The sequence below is a fragment of the Actinoplanes sp. NPDC048796 genome, from assembly GCF_040650035.1.
Classification (GTDB): Bacteria; Actinomycetota; Actinomycetes; order Mycobacteriales; family Micromonosporaceae; genus Actinoplanes.
In genome coordinates, this window is sequence record NZ_JBEZGO010000005.1 from 349985 (window position 1) to 368585 (window position 18601).

Annotated in this window: 16 protein-coding genes; 8 read left to right on the top strand and 8 right to left on the bottom strand. The window is 71.0% G+C overall.

What is annotated here, in order from left to right; translation table 11 throughout:
* Positions 1-79 precede the first annotated feature (79 nt).
* From AB0C26_RS23275 to AB0C26_RS23285, 3 genes are all read left to right on the top strand, one after another.
* Positions 80-847 carry a 3-hydroxybutyrate dehydrogenase gene (locus AB0C26_RS23275; protein WP_360250994.1) on the top strand — a complete coding sequence of 256 codons (768 nt, stop codon included), beginning with the start codon at positions 80-82 and terminating at the stop codon, positions 845-847.
* A gap of 2 nt (positions 848-849) precedes the next feature.
* Positions 850-2838 carry a helix-turn-helix domain-containing protein gene (locus AB0C26_RS23280; RefSeq protein WP_360250997.1) on the top strand — a complete coding sequence of 663 codons (1989 nt, stop codon included), beginning with the start codon at positions 850-852 and terminating at the stop codon, positions 2836-2838.
* A 115-nt stretch (positions 2839-2953) separates the two neighbouring features.
* Positions 2954-4309, top strand: a complete 1356-nt coding sequence (locus AB0C26_RS23285) for an MFS transporter (RefSeq protein ID WP_360251000.1) — start codon at positions 2954-2956, stop codon at positions 4307-4309.
* A 187-nt stretch (positions 4310-4496) separates the two neighbouring features.
* Here the strand turns inward: AB0C26_RS23285 and AB0C26_RS23290 are convergent, their stop codons facing one another.
* Together AB0C26_RS23290 and AB0C26_RS23295 are read right to left on the bottom strand one after the other, a co-directional pair.
* A complete protein-coding gene (locus tag AB0C26_RS23290) occupies positions 4497-5219 on the bottom strand; it encodes a response regulator transcription factor (RefSeq protein ID WP_360251003.1) in 723 nt (240 codons plus the stop codon).
* The gene (locus AB0C26_RS23295) at positions 5216-6424 is read right to left on the bottom strand and encodes a sensor histidine kinase (RefSeq protein ID WP_360251006.1); all 1209 of its coding nucleotides are present in this window, start codon (positions 6422-6424) and stop codon (positions 5216-5218) included. The genes AB0C26_RS23290 and AB0C26_RS23295 overlap by 4 nt, the downstream gene beginning before the upstream one ends.
* Between AB0C26_RS23295 and AB0C26_RS23300 the strand changes: the two genes are divergently transcribed.
* Positions 6423-7148 carry an ABC transporter ATP-binding protein gene (locus tag AB0C26_RS23300; protein ID WP_360251009.1) on the top strand — a complete coding sequence of 242 codons (726 nt, stop codon included), beginning with the start codon at positions 6423-6425 and terminating at the stop codon, positions 7146-7148. The genes AB0C26_RS23295 and AB0C26_RS23300 overlap by 2 nt on opposite strands.
* On the top strand, positions 7142-9388 hold the full coding sequence (locus AB0C26_RS23305) for an FtsX-like permease family protein (RefSeq protein ID WP_360251012.1): 2247 nt from the start codon (positions 7142-7144) through the stop codon (positions 9386-9388). Before AB0C26_RS23300 ends, AB0C26_RS23305 begins: the two co-directional genes overlap by 7 nt.
* 25 nt (positions 9389-9413) lie before the next feature.
* On the opposite strand, the gene AB0C26_RS23310 is transcribed toward AB0C26_RS23305, so the two are convergent.
* The 3 genes from AB0C26_RS23310 to AB0C26_RS23320 form a co-directional block, all read right to left on the bottom strand.
* Positions 9414-10154: a sulfite exporter TauE/SafE family protein gene (locus AB0C26_RS23310; RefSeq protein WP_360251015.1), complete on the bottom strand. Its 741-nt coding sequence runs from the start codon at positions 10152-10154 to the stop codon at positions 9414-9416.
* A 66-nt stretch (positions 10155-10220) separates the two neighbouring features.
* Entirely contained in the window at positions 10221-11177 is a 957-nt protein-coding gene (locus tag AB0C26_RS23315; protein WP_360251017.1) for an endonuclease/exonuclease/phosphatase family protein, read from the bottom strand.
* Between the two features lie 181 nt (positions 11178-11358).
* On the bottom strand, positions 11359-12270 hold the full coding sequence (locus AB0C26_RS23320) for an AEC family transporter (RefSeq protein ID WP_360251020.1): 912 nt from the start codon (positions 12268-12270) through the stop codon (positions 11359-11361).
* A 516-nt stretch (positions 12271-12786) separates the two neighbouring features.
* Here AB0C26_RS23320 and AB0C26_RS23325 point away from each other — a divergent pair.
* Both AB0C26_RS23325 and AB0C26_RS23330 read left to right on the top strand, forming a co-directional pair.
* Complete coding sequence (locus AB0C26_RS23325; RefSeq protein WP_360251023.1) at positions 12787-14337, top strand: pectate lyase; 1551 nt, start codon at positions 12787-12789, stop codon at positions 14335-14337.
* 103 nt (positions 14338-14440) lie between these two features.
* Positions 14441-15670 (top strand): prolyl oligopeptidase family serine peptidase, encoded by a 1230-nt coding sequence (locus AB0C26_RS23330; RefSeq protein WP_360251026.1) that lies wholly within the window; start codon positions 14441-14443, stop codon positions 15668-15670.
* A gap of 20 nt (positions 15671-15690) precedes the next feature.
* Here the strand turns inward: AB0C26_RS23330 and AB0C26_RS23335 are convergent, their stop codons facing one another.
* On the bottom strand, positions 15691-16356 hold the full coding sequence (locus tag AB0C26_RS23335; RefSeq protein WP_360251029.1) for a hypothetical protein: 666 nt from the start codon (positions 16354-16356) through the stop codon (positions 15691-15693).
* Between the two features lie 75 nt (positions 16357-16431).
* On the opposite strand from AB0C26_RS23335, the gene AB0C26_RS23340 reads away from it, so the two are divergent.
* Positions 16432-16686 carry a hypothetical protein gene (locus tag AB0C26_RS23340; RefSeq protein WP_360251032.1) on the top strand — a complete coding sequence of 85 codons (255 nt, stop codon included), beginning with the start codon at positions 16432-16434 and terminating at the stop codon, positions 16684-16686.
* A 59-nt stretch (positions 16687-16745) separates the two neighbouring features.
* Here the strand turns inward: AB0C26_RS23340 and AB0C26_RS23345 are convergent, their stop codons facing one another.
* Together AB0C26_RS23345 and glsA are read right to left on the bottom strand one after the other, a co-directional pair.
* Positions 16746-17504 carry an alpha/beta fold hydrolase gene (locus AB0C26_RS23345; protein WP_360251035.1) on the bottom strand — a complete coding sequence of 253 codons (759 nt, stop codon included), beginning with the start codon at positions 17502-17504 and terminating at the stop codon, positions 16746-16748.
* The gene (glsA, locus tag AB0C26_RS23350) at positions 17501-18478 is read right to left on the bottom strand and encodes a glutaminase A (protein ID WP_360251038.1); all 978 of its coding nucleotides are present in this window, start codon (positions 18476-18478) and stop codon (positions 17501-17503) included. The genes AB0C26_RS23345 and glsA overlap by 4 nt, the downstream gene beginning before the upstream one ends.
* Positions 18479-18601 lie beyond the last annotated feature (123 nt).

The window sequence follows — 18601 nt, forward strand, 5'->3', positions numbered from 1 at the left end:
CCCGTCACATAGGAGGTCCGGCGGCTATGTGTGGGTGAGCCATGGGGTACGGCCCTGTCATGTGGGTAGGTTCGGGTCCATGACGACGACTGGGGTGGTCGAGCTCGACCTTGCGGGGCGCACCGCGATGGTCACCGGTGGCGGCAGCGGGATCGGGCGGGCGTGCGCCCTGCGGTTGGCCACCGCCGGGGCGTACGTCCTGGTCGTCGACGTCGACCGGGTGGCCGCGGAGAAGGTGGCGGCCGAGATCCACGGTGAGCCGGTCGCCGTCGACCTGGCCCGCGAGGCGGCGGTCGACGGGCTGCGGGCGGACGTGGACGTGCTGGTCAACAACGCGGGTCTGCAACATGTGGCGCCGCTGCACGAGTTCCCGCCGGAGCGGTTCGCGTACCTGCAGAAGGTCATGGTGGAGGCGCCGTTCCAGCTGGTGCGGCGGGTGCTGCCGCACATGTACGGGCGGGGCTGGGGCCGCGTCGTCAACATCTCCTCGGTGCACGGGCTGATCGCGTCGCCGTTCAAGGCCGCGTACGTGACGGCGAAGCACGCCCTGGAGGGCCTGTCGAAGACGGTGGCGCTGGAGGGCGCCGGGCACGGCGTCACGTCGAACTGCGTGAACCCGGCCTTCGTCCGTACTCCCCTGGTCGACAAGCAGATCGCCGACCAGGCGAAACAGCACGGCGTCACGGAGGACGAGGTGATCACGAAGGTGATGCTGGACCGCGCGGCGATCAAACGCCTGATCGAGCCGGACGAGGTGGCCGAGACCGTGGCGTTCCTGTGCTCGCCGGCCGCCGACATGATCACGGGCGCGTCCATCCCGCTCGACGGCGGCTGGACAGCGCACTGAACATGCTGGAGTTCTTCGAGCTGCTGGCCCGGGAGGCCGCCCCCGCCGAGTTCGAGCAGCCGCTGATCGCGGCGCGGGAGGCCGGCGCATCCCCGCCGGAGCTGGCCGAACTGGAGCGGGCAAAACTGCGGGCGCTTCAGGTACGGGCGGTGCTGGAGCGCCGCCGCCGGCGGGAGGAGGAGCTTTCCGCCCTGTACGACACGGCGAGCGACCTGGCCGCCCTGCGCGACCTGGACGCGGTGCTGCGCGCGATCGTCCACCGGGCGCGAACGCTGCTCAACGCCGACGTGTCGTACATGACGCTGAACGACACGGCCCGAGGCGACACGTACATGCGCATAACGGACGGCTCGGTGGCGGCCAGTTTCCAGAGTCTCCGCCTGGCGCCGGGCGCCGGCCTGGGCGGCCTGGTCGCGCTGCGGGGCACCCCGTACGTGACGGCGAACTACGCGGGCGACGCCCGTTTCGAGCACACGAGCGACATCGACCGGGGCGTAGGCGACGAGGGCCTGGTGGCGATCCTCGGCGTACCCCTGAAGCTGGGCGCGGAGGTGATAGGCGTCCTGTTCGCGGCGAACCGCACGGAGCGCCCGTTCGCCCGCGAGGAGGTGGCGCTGCTGGTCTCCTTGGCCGCCCACGCCGCGGTGGCGATCGACGCGGCCCGCCTGCTGACGGAGACCCGCACCGCTTTGACCGAGTTGTCGGCCGCCAACGAGGCCGTGGAACGAGCCGCGGCCGCCCACGACCGCCTGACGACATTGGTCCTGCGGGGCGGCGGCGTGGAAGACGTAGCCCACGACCTGGTAGACGTCCTGGACGGCACCCTCCTGGTCTTCGACGCCACCGGCCGCCGCCTGGCCGCCGCCGGCTCCCTGCCCTCCCCTCCCCCCGCGATGCTGGCCGAGGCGATAGCCGCTTCCCGCGCCGAGGGCCGAAGCGTACGAAGGGGCCCCCTCTACGTCGCCGCCGTGGTAGCCGGCACCGACGACCTGGGCGCCCTGGTCTTCCAGCCCGCAAGCCCGCTGTCGGAGGCCGACCAGCGAACGTTGGAGCGCGCCGCGCAGATCACCGCCCTGTTGCTCCTGTTCCGCCACACGGTCGCCGAGGCCGAGGCACAGGTACGCGACGAACTCCTGGACGACCTCATCAGCCACCCCGACCGCGACCCGGCCGCGCTGCGCTCCAGGGCCGCCCGCCTCAACGTGGACCTGGACGCCCCCCACGTGGTCGTCGTCGCCGACGGCACCCAGATCACCTCCTGGGCCCGCACTTTCGCCGCAACCCGCAGCGGCCTGGCCATGACCCGCGACGGCCGCACAACGTTGCTGCTGCCCGGCACCGACCCGGGCCAAGCCGCCCGATCAGTCGCCAAGGAGGCCCACCGCGAACTGGGCCGCCCCGTAACCGCCGGCGCCGCCGGCCCTTTCTCCGCCGGTGCCGCCAGCCCTTCTTCTGCCAGTGCCGCCGGCCCTTTCTCCGCCGGCGCCGCCAGCCCCGTAACCGCCAGCCCTTTCACCGCCAACGCCCGCGGCCCCGTAACCGCCGGCGCCGCCGGCCTGATCGGGGAAGCCGCCGGTCCTGTGGCTGGCGCCGCGACCGTCGCCGCGGCTCACCGGGAGGCCGAGCGCTGCGTCCGCGCCCTCGTCGCCCTCGGCCGCACCGGCACGGGCGCGAGCGCGGCCGAGCTCGGCTACGTCGGCCTGCTGCTCGGCGACGGCCAGCGGCACGACGTCCTCGGCTTCGTGGCGAGCACGCTGGGCCCGGTGATCGAGTACGACGACAAGCGCGGCACAGCCCTCATGCACACACTCGACGCCTACTTCGCCGCCGGCGGCGGCCTGGCGCGCGCCGCCGAGGAGCTGCACGTCCATGTCAACACCGTCAGTCAGCGGCTCGACCGGGTCACGCAGTTGCTCGGCACCGGCTGGCAGGACCCGGAGCGCTCCCTGGACGTGCGCCTCGCCCTGCGCCTCCATCGACTGAGCATGTAGGACAGCAACACACCCGCCCCACAGGCTATGGGCGCGGCGGCCATGGGATCCCGACCGGTCCGCGGCATATCGTCACCTGACGATGTGGCCCCGATCACAGTCAGGAGAGGCCCTCATGCCGACGCTTGCCACCCCTCGAACACCCCTCGTGAAGGTGATCTTCGCCAGCCTGGTCGGCACCGCCGTCGAGTGGTACGACTTCTTCCTGTACGGCTCCGCCGCCGCGCTGGTCTTCGGCTCGTTGTTCTTCCCCTCTTCCGATCCCGCGACCGCGACGCTGCTCGCGTTCGGCACATACGCACTAGGTTTCGTCGCCCGCCCGCTCGGCGGCATAGTCTTCGGCCATTTCGGCGACCGGGTCGGCCGCAAGAAGATGCTGGTCGTCTCCCTGCTGATGATGGGCCTGGCGACGATCGCGATCGGCTTGCTGCCGACATACGCGACCATCGGAGTGGCCGCCCCCATCCTGCTGCTCGTATGTCGCCTCGCCCAGGGTTTCGCGGTCGGCGGTGAGTGGGGCGGCGCGGTGTTGATGGCCGCCGAGCACGGCGACGACAAGCGTCGCGGACTGTGGACGTCGTGGCCGCAGGCCGGCGTGGCCCTGGGCAACCTGCTCGCCACCGGTGTGCTGTGGGTGCTCGCCGCGGTGCAGTCGGACGAGGCGTTCAACGCGTGGGGCTGGCGCATTCCGTTCCTCCTCAGTGCCGTTCTGGTTCTGGTCGGTCTGTGGGTGCGACTGTCCGTCGAGGAGTCGCCGCTGTTCCAGTCGGCTCGCGAGCGCCTCACCGAGCGGCACCAGCCGCTGCTCGAGGTGGTGCGCCGCTACCCGCGCGAGGTCCTGGTCGCGATGGGCATGCGCCTGGCCGAGAACATCTCCTACTACCTGTTCACGGTCATCTCCATCACCTTCCTGACCACGTACGCCGGCGAGAAGTCCGACCGGGACATGATCCTGAGCGCCCTCCTCATCGGTTCGGTGGTGCAATTCGTGGTCATTCCTGTGATCGGCGCGTTCTCCGACCGGGTGGGCCGGCGCCCGCTCTACCTCGTGGGCGCGGTCGGCGTCGCGGTGTGGTCGTTCTTTTTCTTCGACCTGGTCGGCAGCCGCTCCGAGGGCCTGATCACGTTCGCGGTGGTCGTCGGGCTGATCCTGCACGCCCTGATGTACGCCCCACAGGCCGCGTTCTTCTCGGAGCTCTTCGGCACATCGGTCCGCTACACGGGCGCCTCGGTCGGCTACCAGCTCGCCTCGATCTTCGCCGGCGCGCTGGCCCCGATCATCGCCGTACGCCTGCTCGGCAGCACCGACAACCCGAACACCACCGCCGTGGCCATCTACATGACGATCGCCTCCGTCCTCACCATCATCTCCGTCCTGGTCACTCGCGAGACCGCCCGTTCCTCACTGAGCCACGACCGTGTTACCCCCTCCTCCGCCGACGCTCCGAGCAACGCTCCCGCGACCAAGTAGCCCCGACCGGCGCCACCCGGGCCGCGACACGCGAGGTCGCGGCCCACCTCGTCAATCGAGCGCCACCTCGTCAATCCAGCGCCCACCTCATCGATTCAGCGCCCACCTCATCGATTCAGCGCCCACCTCATTGGTTCAGCGCCCACCTCATTGGTTCAGCGCCCACCTCATTGGTCCAGCGCCCACCTCATTGGTCCAGCGCACCGGCGACCGGCCTCCCGTCCCGATGGTGAGAGGCGACCACCAGGCCCGACTCGTAAGCGGTGATGACCAGCTGGGCGCGGTCACGCGCGTGCAACTTCGCCAGCAGACGAGTGATGTGGGTCTTCACCGTGGCCAGCCCGAGCCGAAGACGGTCCGCGATCTCCGCGTTGGACATGCCACCCGCGATCAGCACCAGCACCTCGCGCTCGCGATCGGTGACGTGGTCGAGTCCGGTGATCGGGTGATCGCTCTCCGAGCGGGAACTACTCGCCGCGAAGCGTGCGATCAGGCTCCGGGTGACCGCCGAAGCCGGCAAGGCATCCCCGGCCGCCACCGCGCGGATCGCGGCGATCAGGTCGTTCGGCGCCACGTCCTTGAGCAGAAATCCGCTCGCTCCGGCTCGCAGCGCCGCGAAGACGTACACGTCGAAGTCGAAGGTCGTCAGGATCAACACCCGTGTGTCGGGCGTCCGCGCGTCACCGCAGATCAGCCGGGTGGCCTGGATGCCGTCGACCTCCGGCATCCGAATGTCCATCAGCACGACGTCGGGTTGCTCGCGGCGAGCCAGCTCCACCGCCTCGGACCCGTTACCCGCCTCCCCCACCACCTCGAGTCCCGGTGTCAGCTCGATCAGTAGCCGGAAGCTCGCCCGCAGGAGTTCCTGATCATCCGCGATCAGCACCCGCACAGTCTGTTCGGCCGTCACGGCGTACCTCCGTAAGGAAGAGTGGCAACCACCGCGAACCCGCCGGCCGAGCGCGGCCCCGCTTTGAAACTGCCGCCATAGGCGGCGACCCGCTCGCGCATGCCGGCCAGCCCCATCCCGTCCCTGGCCGGGGCGGGCCGTCGCGTCCCGTCGTCGGCGACCTCTATCCTCAGCTGGCCGTCGGACGCGGCCACGTCCACCCGGCACTTCGCCGGCGCCGCGTGCTTCACCACGTTTGTCAGGGACTCCTGCACGATCCGGTAGGCGGCCAGAACCACACCGTCAGGCGCGTCGTCTCCCCCGCGCACTTCCAGGCTGACCGCCACCCCCGCCGAAGCAGCCTGATCGGCCAGCTGGGTGAGGTCGCGCAGCGCCGGGGGCGCGGTGAAGTCGGGTGCGGTCCGCAGCTCGCCCACCGACCGGCGCAGCTCCTCGAGGGCTTGTTTGCTTGTCGCCTCGATCACCGCCAGCGCCGCGGGCACCTCTTGGGGCCGCTGTTGGGCCACATGGTTGGCGATGGCCGCCTTGACCGCGATCAGACTCAGACTGTGGCCGATGATGTCGTGCATCTCCCGCGCGATCCGCAGCCGCTCCTCGGAGACGGCCCGCTCGGTCGCGCGCACGACGGCCAGCCGCGCCTGGCGCCGTCGCTCACGGAGGGTCCAGCCGAGCGCCCAGCTCGTCGCGCAGATCAGCGCCGCGAACACGGTGCCGGCCAGCCCGGGCCCATCAGCCGAGATGTCGGCCGCCACTGTTCCGATCAACAGGACGATGGTCGTCGCTGCCGCGACCCTGATACTCCAGGGGGCCGCGGCGTAAAGACCGAGGGTGAAAAGCATGACGGCCACGGCGAACAGGGGGCCGGCGGAGGCGAAGTCGGGCACGACGCCGGTCGCCAGCGCGCCGCCCGCGCTCACGCCCACGACGAGTGTGGCAGCGACTGGCCATGGCCGGCGAACCAGGAGCGGCACGCTGAGCAGCGTCGCGGTCGAGAAGGTAAGCCAGGGCGGCTCGTGGTGGCTGCCGTCCTCGGCGGCCGCATACAAGCAGATCAGCCAGGCGGCTGCTGCCAGAGCGACATCCATCAATCGGCGAAGAATCACGCCACCGACATTATCGACGGCGGGCGCCGACCGCGTCAGACCACGGGTTGACAGACTCCGGTCTGACGACAGCGACGCCTCCGTGCCCGATCGTCGTCGCATGACAGTCTTCCTGCGCGAGCTAAGCAAGACTTATCAGGCCACGGCGGGGACCGTGACGGCGCTCGACGGCGTGACGGTCGGATTCGAGCGATCCACCTTCACCGCGATCATGGGCCCGTCCGGTTCGGGCAAGTCGACCCTGCTGCATTGCGCCGCCGGCCTCGAACCCTCCACATCGGGCACGGTCACGGTGGACGGCACAGTGCTGGGCAGACTCGACGGCAACGCGCTCACCCGGTTCCGCCGCGACCGCATCGGCTTCGTCTTCCAGGAATTCAACCTCGTCTCGTCGCTAACCGCCGCGCAGAACGTCGCGCTGCCGGCCCGGCTGGCCGGTCGCCGAGCCGACCCGGCCGAGGTGACAGCGGCGCTGGCCGCGGTGGGCCTGGCCGATCGGGCGTCACACCGGCCCAGTGAGCTCTCCGGCGGTCAGCAACAGCGGGTGGCTATCGCCAGGGCCCTTTTCACCCAGCCGGCCGTCGTCTTCGCCGACGAGCCGACCGGCGCTTTGGACAAGGCGACCTCCCACCACGTCCTGGCCCTGATGCGGCGCATGGTCGACGAGCACGAGCGAACGATCGTGCTGGTCACGCACGACCCGGTGGCGGCCGCGGTCGCCGACCGCGTCCTGCTTCTGGTCGACGGCCGGGTCATCGAGGAACTGGCCGGCGCCGACGCGGCCGCCGTGGCCGACCGCATGACCGCCATGGAGCGGTCGTGCTGAGGCGGGGTCGGGAACTCGGCGTCGACCGGCGCGGCACGTTCCTCGCGGTTCTGCTGGGCACGACGATCGTGACGACCTTTCTGCTCCTGCTCACCTCCGGTCATCCGCGGGTGCCTGACCGCTTGGCCGACTTCGCCATAGTTGTGACCAGCCCGGACGCTGCCAATCGAGCGGACGCGTTCGCCGAGCCGGTGCCCTGGTCCGCTTCGGAGGCGCAGTCCCTGGCCGAGCGACTCCGCTCGGTGCCCGGCGTCGAGGCCGTGGCCGTCGACCACCGCTTCTACGCCCAGCCGGTGCTCGACGGGCGCCCGGTCACCGACAGCACCACCGGCCACGCCTGGCTCGGCGAAGGGCCGCCCGGACCGGGCGAGGTGATCGTCGACCGGTCGCTGGGCGTGCCGGTCGGCGCCACCATCACCCTGCTGACCGCTGCCGGTCCCCATACCTGGCGGGTCAGCGGACACACCGACTGGCGTGGTGTCTACTTCTCCCGGCCCGACGCGGAACGACTGGGTCCCGGCGTACGCGCCATCGGGGTCTCCGGGCCGGCATCGGCCGCGGCCGTGCAGACCGTGGTCGGGTCGGCGGGGACGGTCTCGACCGGCGACGCGCGGGGTGTCGCCGAGCCGCGTGCCGATGCCCGCACCCGATGGATCGGCATGCAGGTGCTCACCGCCACCACCGCGCTGGCCGGATTCGCCTGTGTCTTTCTGATCGCTACGACTTCGGCGTACGCGGTCGACCAGCGCCGCCGCGAAATCGGGCTGCTTCGGGCGATCGGCGCCACGCCGCGCCAGGTTCGTTCGATGCTGCAGCGATCGGCCCTGCTGTTGGGGCTGCGCGCCGCGCCGGTCGGCGTCCTGCTCGGTGCGCTTGCCGCCCTGTTCCTGGCCCGGTTCCTGGTCGGTGCCGGGCTCGAGCCGCGCGGCTATGCCGTGCGCTGGCAGCCCTGGGTTCTGGCGGTGGCGTGCGCGGCCGGGCCGTTGATCTCGTTGGCCGGCACGGCTCTGGCGGCGCGCCGGGCCGCTCGGACCAGCCCGATCGAAGCGCTGCGGGTCGCCCGGGTCGAGCCGCGCGCGATGAGCCGAGGACGGTGGATCAGCGGTCTGACGATGGCGGCGGCCGCCACCGGCGCGGGCATCGCCGCCGCTGGCGCCGATGACCTACGCGACGTGGGCACGTACGCCCTGTTCGGCGCCATGGCCCTGGTCGCTGCGACGGTCCTGCTGGCCCCGGCCGTCGTTCCGGCGCTGATCCGCGTCCTGCTCGGTCCTTGGCCCGGCGTCACCGCCGTGCTGGCCCGCGAAAGCGCCCGTACCGCCGTGCGCCGCACATCCTCCACGGCTGCGCCCGTTCTGTTCACTGTGGCGTTCGCCGTCTTCGTCACGGGTACGGCTCAGACTTCGACGGCCGCCTGGGAGACGCGCCGCGCCAACACGATCGGCGCGGAAACCGTGCTCGTCCCCGACGGGACCCCCGGGCTGCCCGACAGCGCTTCGGCCAGCGCCCCGCTGGACACGACCGTCTACGTCGAGCGGTCCCCCGTGGCGGTCAGCGGGGCCGAGTCGGTGGCCGCGGGCACCGCGTTGGTCTCCGCGGAGGCCGCCAGGCGGTATGGGCGTTCCGTGACGCTCACATTCGCCGACGGCGAGCGGGAAACCGTGCGGGTGGCCGGAACAGCGCCGTCAGGCCCGCTGGCGACCGACCTCGTCCTGAGCCGGGACACTGTGCGCCGGCACGATCCTTCAGCGCTCGCGCCTGGCGCCTACCCCGTGCCGCCGGGCCCGGTTCCCGTGGGCGCTCGGGCAGCGAGCCCCGGCGAGATCGCCCGCCAGGCCGACGCCGAGGACGACCGGCTCGTCCGCCTGTTCACCATGCTGCTGCTGGCCGTCTCGGCCGGGGCCGGCGCCCTGGCGGTGGCCAACACGCTGCTCATGACAGCCCGTCGCCGCGGGCCGGACCATCGTGTGCTGTGGCTGGCCGGCGCCTCACGCGGCCAGGTGCTGCGGGCCGTGGCCCTGGAGACGACCCTCGTGGTCGCGATCGGCTCTCTCCTCGGTGGTGGGGCGGGGTTGCTCGCGATCGCTGGGTCCGCCCGGTCGCTCAGCGCGCAGATCGGCGCCCATGTACCCGTCTCCGTCTCCTGGCCGGCGGTCGCCGCCTCCGTGGCGTGCTGCCTCGTCCTCGGACTGGCGGCCGCGCTGTGGAAACCCGCAGCCGCCAGGCAGTGGAGGAGCTGAGGGGCTCGTATGGACGAAAGCGAGCTCAGGGGTTGAGCCAGAGCGAGACGGCCAGGCCCAGGGCGGCCAGCGCGATGGTCACGCGCAGCGGGCGCTCGGGGAGGCGGCGGACGAGGACCGGGCCGAGGCGGCTACCGACCAGGCACCCGGCCGCGAGAAGCGCCGCCGCGGTCCAGTGAACCGGTGCGATCAGCGCGTAGAGGATGGCGGCGACGAGATTGGAGGCGCCTAGAACGATGCTTTTGACGGCGTTCGTCACGGGAAGCGGCTCGGCTACAGCCAACGACATGGCGGCCAGCAGGAGGACGCCGGCGGCCGCTCCGAAGTATCCGCCGTAGATGGCGATGAAGAAGATGCTGAAGCCCAGGGGCGGGCGGAAGCCGGGTTTCGCGTACCAGACCCGCAGCGGATCGCGCAGCAGCAGCGTGACGCCACCGAGAGCGACAAGGAAGGGAACGATGCGCTCGAACGCCGACGCCGGGGTGCTGAGCAGCAGCACCGCGCCGACCGCACCGCCGGCCGCGGCCACCGCGCACTGCCGGAGCAGGCGACCGCCCTGACCACGAAGTTCGTGCCGGGAGCCGGCCGCGGAGCCCGCCGCGCTCGAAAGCAGAGCCACGGTGTTGGTCACGTTCGCCGCCACGGGCGGGATGCCGACGCCGAGGAGCACCGGATAGCTGACCAGCGACGCCAGGCCGGCCATCGAGCCGGTCAGGCCCGCGCCGACACCTCCGGCCACCAACAACGTCGCATGATCAAGATCCACGTAGAGCAACGGTATCGCGCTGGGCGGCCATCTTGGGTAACGCGGCCACTGCGCCGGAGGCCCGAGTCAGGAGCGGGCGTCGGGTGGGGCGGTGGTGTCGAGGTCGGCGAGCACGGCTCGGTGATCGCTGCCGGGAGCTCGCAGGACCCAGGAGCGGCGGGTGGCCATGCCGAGTTGAAGGAGGTGATCGGGGCGTACGACCGGGAAGGTGTCCGGCCAGGTGAAGCCGAAACCGGCGCCGGCGTCCTGCTGGGTGTCGCGTAAAGGTGCCAAGGCGGCGAAGCGGCGGTCGGTGGTCGCGGTGTTCAGATCGCCGGCCAGGACCAGGCGGGGGCTGGGGTCGGCATGCACGGCGGCGGCCAAGGCCTCCAGGGTGCGGTCGCGCTTGGCGGTCATGTCGGCGCGGGCCGATGCCAAATGTGCGGCGTAGACGCGGACGGGGCCGTTGGGGGTGGTCACGGTGGTGGCGAGGGCGCGAGTCCAGCCGATGCGGATGTCGACGGGGGTGGTGTGCGAGAGCGGTAAGCGGCTGAAGACGGCCACGGTGCCGGCGGCGGCATGGTGGGGGTAAGCGCTGTTCAGGGCGGCGGTTACGGCCTTCCGGTCGGCGGTGGTGATCTCCTCCAGGACGATCACGTCGGGGGTGGCTCGCAGGAGTGGGGCCAGCGCGGCGTCCGGAGCGGCGGAGCCCAGATTGAGGGAGGCGACGCGCAGATCGTGCGGGCCGGTGGTCGCTCGGTCGGTCAAAGACGGGGCGAACATCGCCGCCCAGATCAGAAGCGGGACTGCCGTGGCCGCGATGGCCCACCGCCGACGGGTCAGAACGGCCACGGCGATCAGCGGCACGACCGGGGCGGCAGCCCAGGGCAGGGCGCTGTCCACCAGTGAGCCTGTGGCGCCGGGGACCGCTTCGTGCGCGAGCAGCAGGACGCCGAGGGTCAGGGCTGTGCCGGCTACTACGGCGGCAAGTCCTCGCCGTAGCCGTCCGGCCCTGTGCTGCTGGGCGGGGCTGGCTACGGTCACCGGCCCACGATAGCGATGATCAAGCGCCGACTGCCCGGCGACGCAGCACATCCACCGCGCCAGAGGCACCAACAAGGCCGGGCGAACGACGACTAGGGCACCGAGTGACAGCCAGAACGCGTGGCGACGGGCGGGCTTGGCTTCGGCCGGAGGCGACCAGGGAGGTGACGGGGACGGCCGGTTACAGGGAGTTGGCGACAGTCAGGGCTATCAGGACGGGTACGCAGAGCAGGGAGGACAAGAACACGGCGTCGCGGACCAAGGGGACGCCGGCGTTGAAGGACTGGGCGTAGAGGAAGACGTTCTGGGCTGTGGGGAGGGCGGCCAGCACCGTGACGGCGTGGATCTCTGAGGGGGACAGCGGCAATGCCAAGGCCAGCAGGGAGGCAATGGCTGGCATCAGTGTGGTCTTGAGGGTCACCGCGGCGATGGTGGGTGTTCGGTCGGGGCCGGGGGCCAGGACGCGGGCGCCGGAGAGGGACATGCCGAAGGCGATCAGGACTACCGGGACGGCGGCCTGGCCTATGGCGGTGGCCGGCTCGGTGATGACGGAGGGTAGGTGGACGCCGGTCACTGCTACGACTATGCCCAGGACCACCGCGACGCTCAGTGGGCTGCGCAGCGGTGCTGTCAGTGAGGCGCGCCAGGAAGTGTGGCCCGTGGTCACCAGTTGGAGCAGGGTCAGCGCGACGGGGGTGATGATCAGCAGTTGGAGCATGATGATCGGGACGACCAGGGCGGCGTCGTGCAGCATGTAGGCCGCCACGGGGATGCCTATGTAGCCGGCGTTCGTGTAGCCGGCGGCCAGGGCGCCGACTATTCGGGTGCCGGGGTCGCGGTGGCGGGTGATCAGGGCGTGCAGGGCGAAGCAGGCGAACGCGGCTAGCGCCGAGGCCAGCAGGGGCCAGGAGAAGAGCACGCGCGGGTTGGATGCCGAGGCGCTGGTGAACAGCAGGCACGGGGTCAGCACCGTGAATGCCAGCCGGCCCGCGACCGTGACGGTTTCAGCGGGGAGGCGGGCCCAGCGGCCGGCCACCCAGCCGACGAGGACGATCACGGCGATGACCGCGAAACCGGAGAGCGCCGAGATCACAGGTCGACGGTAGCCAGAAGACGGCCGGCGGGCGAAAGCGGCCGACGCGAGAGACGGCCAACGGAAGCAGACGGCCGGCGGAAGCCGACGGCCAGCGGAAGCCGACGGCCAACGGGAGCAAACGGCCAACGGGGCCAGACGGCCGGCGGCCAAAGGCGAGGGCCGCTGGCGTGGCAAACGCGCGGGCGGGCAGCGGCAGCCGGTAGCGCCAGCAGCAGCGGGAGCGCCAGCAGCGGGCAGCGGCGGGCAACGGGCAACGGGCTGCGAGCAACGGGCGGCGGGCAGCGGGCAGCGGGCGGCGGGCAGCGGGCAGCGGGCGGCGGGCAGCGGCAGCGGGCAGCGGGCAGCGGGCAGCGGAAATTGCAAACACTGCAAACGCTTGCCGTGGGGATTGATGGGTTTCTATTCTCGGCACAAGCAGCAAGGTAAGCGCTTTCCTGCATGCGAATCCTGGTCGGCGTGGGAGACGGCATTGGTTCGTGGCAGCGCCCGAAAAGGTATGCGAGGAGGAGCGACATGCGAGTACGGACAGCTACGGCCCTGGTCACGGGGGTCGCCGGCGCGGCGGTTCTGGTGGCGTTGGCGGCGCCGAACGCCGAAGCGGCCGCTGTGGGCACGGCGACGGGCTACGCCAGTGTCAACGGGGGCACCACCGGGGGGAACGGCGGGAGCACCGTTCGGGCCACCACCGGCACCCAGATTCACCAGGCCTTGTGCGGCCGCGCCAGCAGCAGCACGCCGATCACGATCGAGGTGCAGGGGACGATCAATCACGGCAACACCACCAAAGTCTCCGGCAGTAGTTGCAACACCGCGGCTGACAAGATCGAGCTGAAAGGGATCAGCAACGTCACCATCATCGGGGTCGGTAGTGGGGCCGTGTTCGATCAGCTCGGCATCCACATCCGGGACTCGAGCAACATCATCGTTCAGAACGTGACGGTGCGGAACGTCAAGAAGTCGGGCTCGCCCACCTCCAACGGCGGCGACGCCATCGGCATGGAGAGCACCGTCCGCAACGTCTGGGTCGACCACGTCACGCTCGAAGCCAGCGGCGGCGAGTCCGAGGGCTTCGACGGGCTCTTCGACATGAAGGACGACACCGAGTACGTCACTTTGTCGTACAGCATCCTGCGCAATTCGGGCCGGGGCGGGCTCATCGGGTCGAGCGAGAGCGACACCGGCAACAGCTTCATCACGTTCCACCACAACCGATACGAGAACATCGATTCCCGTACGCCGTTGCTGCGCGGCGGCGTCGCCCACATCTTCAACAACTACTACTACCGCCTGAACGAGTCCGGCATCAACAGCCGGGCCGGCGCCAAGGCCAAGGTGGAGAACAACTACTTCGAGGACTCCAAGGACGTGCTCGGCACCTTCTACACCGACGCCGCCGGATACTGGCAGGTGGCCGGCAACATTCTCGACAACGTGACCTGGTCGGCGCCGGGCGAGGACACCAACCCGGCCGGGCCGAACCTGACCTCCACCACCAGCGTCTCCGTCCCGTACAGCTACCGCCTGGACAACGCCTCCTGCGTGCCCGACGTCGTCCGCCAGACCGCCGGCGCCAACACCGGCCTGCGGACCTCGACCGGCAGCTGCGGCACCACGAACCCGACCACGCCACCCGCCACCACGCCGCCCACGACGACGCCGCCCACCACCACACCGCCCGCCACCACACCGCCGCCGAGCGGGACCAACCTCAGCATCGGCGCCGGCTCCGACGGTTCCAGCAAGGCGAGCGGCACCAGCTACGGTGACGTCCGCGACGGCAGCCTGAGCACGTACTGGTCGCCCAGCGGCACCACCGGCTCCATTTCGATCAAGTGGGGCTCGGCCACCACCGTCGCGCGCGCCGTCATCCGTGAGCACAGCGGCGCCGTCGGCGCGATCGGCGCCTGGCGGCTCCTCAACGGCGACACCGGCGCCGTCCTCAAGACCGGCTCCGGCGCCGGCACCATCACCTTCACCGCGACCTCCCTGAAGAAGGTCACCTTCGAGATCACCGGCGCCTCGGCCGCGCCGCGGGTGGCCGAGTTCGAGACGTACGCCGCCTGACGAGGGAGGGGGCCGAAAGGCCCCCTCCGATGCATTGCCACGAGATTTCCGGCGCGATACGTTGTGACGACTATCGATATTTGCGCGAGGGAGTCCCCCCATCATGCCCCTCAGTCGTCGCACTGTCCTAGCCGCCGGAGCGGGTGCCGCAGCCGGCCTCGCGATCCCCGGCGCCGCCGCCCAGGCGGGCGGGAACAAGGCCACAACCGTCGGATTCACTCTGAACGCCGTCACCCTCGACGGCGGCGAACAGGTCGTCAGCCTCACCCTCGGCACCCGCCGGCTCGGACCGATCTCCCGCGCCAGCCTCACCCCGGGCACGTTCAGCGTGCACGTCAAGGCCACCAGCCCCATCGCCGTCACCCCGGACCCGGGCTACGACCTCGACCGCGTGGTGACCGCGGCCCGCGTCGACCGGCACGGCGACATCGTCCTCGAGCTGAGCTACGCCGAGGGCCAGCCCGGCGGCGGCACGCTCGGCTACCTCGTCAGCCGCAGCCGCAACGTCCGGCTGAACCTGACCTACACGATCACGCAGAACGCCCCCTTCGTCGCGCGCGGCCGCCCGGTCACCGTCGGCACGTTCGTACAGGGAAGGCTCTCGAACCCCGAGGTCGACGCTTACAGCTACCACACCTCGAAAGACGGCATGAAGTACCGCCTCTTCTCGCCCAGGAGCCAGGGGAAGCGCCCACTCGTCGTCTGGCTGCACGGCGGCGGCGAGGGCGCCTCCCTGCCCGACGGCTACTACGACAACGAGACCACCCTGCGGGCCAACCGCGGCGCCCTCGGCTTCTCCACACCCCAGGGGCAGAGGATCTTCCACGGCGCGTACGTCGTGGCGCCCCAGAGCTTCTCCGCCTGGATGCTGGACGGCCCCCGCTTCGCCCCGCTCATCCGCCAGATCGTCGACGAGGTCGCCCGGCGCCACAACGTCGACCGCGACCGCGTCCATGTCGTCGGCTGCAGCAACGGCGGCTACATGAGCCTGAAGATGACCACCGTCTACCCGGACGTCTTCGCCTCGTCGGTGCCCATCTGCGGCATCGTCGCCGGCAACCCGCCGCTGATCCCCGACCCCGAGCTGGCGGCCATCACCACCCCGACCTGGCTGGTCACCTCGCTCGACGACGACACCGTCGACCCGGTCGCCAACACCGTGCACGCGCACGACGTCATCCCCCGGTCGCGGGTCACCCTATACGACAACGTGATCTGGAACGGTCACCAGTTCCCCGGCCACTGGTCATGGATCTACGTGGCCCGCAACGACCCGAGCATCAACGGCCTGCACATCTGGCAGTGGATGTCCCGGCAGCACCGCCGTGACTAGGCCGAAGCGTGAGGTCGTCCTCACGTCAGACTGATCCGATGCGCGGGGTGGTCGAAGAGCGAATCCTGCGGGAACAGCACCGCCTCGGCCTTCGTGCCGCTCGGCACCGTCCACACCTTGATCAGCCGAGCCGTCATACCCGGGTTGTACGGGCCACCGGGGAAGTCCTCGGCCCGCTGCAGGTTGGCCGCGACCGTCTCGTCGAGATCGGAGAACGCGTACTCGCCCCGGTCGGTCACCAGGTGCCCGAATTCTTCGGTGCCGGAGGCCGGCGTACGCCCGACGTTCTCCATCGTCGCGTCCATCCGGCAGAACTCCCAGCCACTCGGCGGCCGGGCGTCGACGTGCTCCGGCGGCACGTCGTCACTGGACCAGTCGCCGCTCGTATAGGCCGGGTTGTCGGCGGCGTCGGGGAAGACCGTGATCCCGCACTTCACCCCGGTCACCGTGACGGCCCAGTCGACCGGCGGGGTGCCGTCACTGAACAGTTCCCGATACGGGAACGCCACGCCCGTGCGCTGCGGCGCCAAACCGGCTTCATCGGCGGCCGCCATCCCCGCGGTCGCCTCGGCCGACGTCAGCGGCGCCACCTTCTCGTCGCCCCCACCGCACCCGCCGGTCAGCGCCGCCGACGCCGCCACCCCCACAAGCGCCAGCCCTGACCGCAAAACCGGATATTTCCGCATTCGCTGACGCTAAGGCCGGAGCCTCGACGGGCCGGGCCGAACGCGGGGACATCCCCTTTCCGATACTTTCCCGGAATGCAAACCCTTCAGGGGGCCCTGGTTCGCCTGCGCCCGGCCACTCAGGACGATGTCCCGGCGCTGTCCCGGATCCGCGCGACCCCTGAGGTGTACGAGCGCTGGGGTCCCGGCGACGTCCTCGACGCGGACACGCCGACCCTGGTCATCCTGGCCGAGGAGCGCGTGGTCGGATCCCGCGGCCGACAACCACGCCGCGATCCGCTGCTACACCAGGGCCGGCTTCCGCCCGGTCGGCATCATGCGCCGCTATGAGCAGGCCCCCGACGGAACCTGGCACGACGGCCTGCTCATGGACCTGCCGGCCGGCGAGATCACCTGACGCCGTCGAGCTTGGTTTCGTCCAGCCAGCCGCCGATCACGGCGGCCAGCTCGGCCGGGTGGCTGTAGTTCATCGCGTGGGCCGCCCCCTCGATCACCGCGACGCTCAGGTGCGGCGGCCCCAGGTGGCTCAGCTCCGCGACGCGCCGGTCCGGCGGCATCAGTGGATCCCGGCCGCCGAGCACCGCCAGCGTCGGCACCGGCGTGCGCAGCAGCCTTTCCAGCGACGGGAACCGGGTCAGCTCCCCGAACAGGTGCACCGCGTTGACCGGCCCGAACCGCAGGTAGTCCGGGAGCGCCACCCTGACCATGCGCGCCGACTCCCGTGGCACGTCCCGCGCGAGCTGCACCAACGCCCGCAGCAACGGCTGGTTGTGCACTCCCCCGGCGGGTGAGGCCAGCACCACGCCGGCCACGCGCTCGGGGGCGCTGTGCGCCACCTCCAGCGACACCGGGCCGCCCATCGAGTTGCCGACGAGCACCACTTTGTCCAGGCCGAGCGCGTCCAGGATCTCCAGGAGCGCCCAGGCCAGCGACGAGATGCCCAGCGTCTGCCCCCACGGCTTGCTGCGCCCGTATCCCGGCAGGTCCGGCACGAGCGCGGTCGCTCGATGGGCCAGCGCCCGCGCCGTCGGCACCATGTAGCCGCCCGAGATCCCGAAGCCGTGCACGTGAACGATCGGCGTCGACCCCGGCACCTCCGGACCCCGGCGCACGAAGACCCGGCGTCCCCGGACCACGACCCAGCTCATGAGGGTTCCGAGGCGAAGAGCGTCAGGCCCAGCCGTACGGACAGGAAACGCGCCGCCAGTTGACCGCGGACGCTGTTGCCGTACGCGTCGAGCGGCGGGGCGAAGGCGGCCAGCGCCCCCTTGCCCGGCGAGACCACCACGATGCCACCGCCGATCCCGCTCTTGCCCGGCACTCCGACGTCGTACAACCAATCGCCTGAGGTCTCGTAGAGACCGGCCGTCGCCATCACCGCCAGCGTGAACGGGCACACCGTCGCGTCCACCACGCGCTCGCGAGTGAGCGGGTTGACCCCGCCGTCGGCCAGCGTGGCGCCCATCGCCGCCAGCCCGGTGGTGGTCACCCGCAGGCAGCTCTGCCGGGTGTAGAGGTCGACCGCCTCCATCGGATCGCAACCGAGCAGGCCGTACGTCTGCAGCAGGTCGGCCAGGGCGCGGTTCCGGTGATTGGTGGCCGAGGCCGAGGCGTACGTCTCCCGGTCGATCTCGAGCGGACGGCCCGCGAAGCGCGACAGCCCGTCCCGCAGGAACCGCCACTTCTGCTCCAGCGTCTCGCCCGGCACCAGGCTGGCCGTGGCGATCGCGCCCGGGTTGACCATGGGGTTGGTGCGGCCGCCGGGCGCCCGCTCGACCGCCGTGAGCGAATTGAACGGCAGCCCGGTCGCGTTGACGCCGAGCCGCCGGCGCATCTGATCCGGCCCGAGGATCGCGCAGACCAGGGCGAACACGAACGGCTTGGCCACGCTCATGATCGTGAAACCGTGTTCGGCGTCGCCGGCCGCGTACTGGCCGCCGCGCGCGCCGACCGCGCAGACGCCGAACAGGTCGACCGGCACGCGGGCCAGCGCCGGATAGACGTGGGACGGCTCGCCCTCCGTCACGGTGCGGAATTTCGCGTACGTCTCGTCGATCGCCGCCCGTACCTCGTCCGGCGAAGGCAGGTGACCGGTGGACACATAGGCCGGCGTCGTGCTCATGATTCGCACGCTAGTGGCGATTCACCCCCTCGCGCCTCGCCCGCGGGAGGTGATCAGGACGGATCTTGGACAATGCCTTTTGCTCCCGCCTGAGACAATCGCGTCGGTCGATAGAAGGGGGCC

Excerpts from the sequence above, each read along its gene's own strand:
- AB0C26_RS23340 (WP_360251032.1), top strand. The coding sequence starts at position 16,432 with ATGCAAACCCTTCAGGGGGCCCTGGTTCGCCTGCGCCCGGCCACTCAG.
- AB0C26_RS23325 (WP_360251023.1), top strand. The coding sequence starts at position 12,787 with ATGCGAGTACGGACAGCTACGGCCCTGGTCACGGGGGTCGCCGGCGCG.
- AB0C26_RS23300 (WP_360251009.1), top strand. The coding sequence starts at position 6,423 with ATGACAGTCTTCCTGCGCGAGCTAAGCAAGACTTATCAGGCCACGGCG.
- AB0C26_RS23280 (WP_360250997.1), top strand. The coding sequence starts at position 850 with ATGCTGGAGTTCTTCGAGCTGCTGGCCCGGGAGGCCGCCCCCGCCGAG.
- AB0C26_RS23335 (WP_360251029.1), bottom strand. The coding sequence starts at position 16,356 with ATGCGGAAATATCCGGTTTTGCGGTCAGGGCTGGCGCTTGTGGGGGTG.
- AB0C26_RS23285 (WP_360251000.1), top strand. The coding sequence starts at position 2,954 with ATGCCGACGCTTGCCACCCCTCGAACACCCCTCGTGAAGGTGATCTTC.
- AB0C26_RS23295 (WP_360251006.1), bottom strand. The coding sequence starts at position 6,424 with ATGCGACGACGATCGGGCACGGAGGCGTCGCTGTCGTCAGACCGGAGT.
- AB0C26_RS23330 (WP_360251026.1), top strand. The coding sequence starts at position 14,441 with ATGCCCCTCAGTCGTCGCACTGTCCTAGCCGCCGGAGCGGGTGCCGCA.
- AB0C26_RS23275 (WP_360250994.1), top strand. The coding sequence starts at position 80 with ATGACGACGACTGGGGTGGTCGAGCTCGACCTTGCGGGGCGCACCGCG.
- AB0C26_RS23345 (WP_360251035.1), bottom strand. The coding sequence starts at position 17,504 with ATGAGCTGGGTCGTGGTCCGGGGACGCCGGGTCTTCGTGCGCCGGGGT.
- glsA (WP_360251038.1), bottom strand. The coding sequence starts at position 18,478 with ATGAGCACGACGCCGGCCTATGTGTCCACCGGTCACCTGCCTTCGCCG.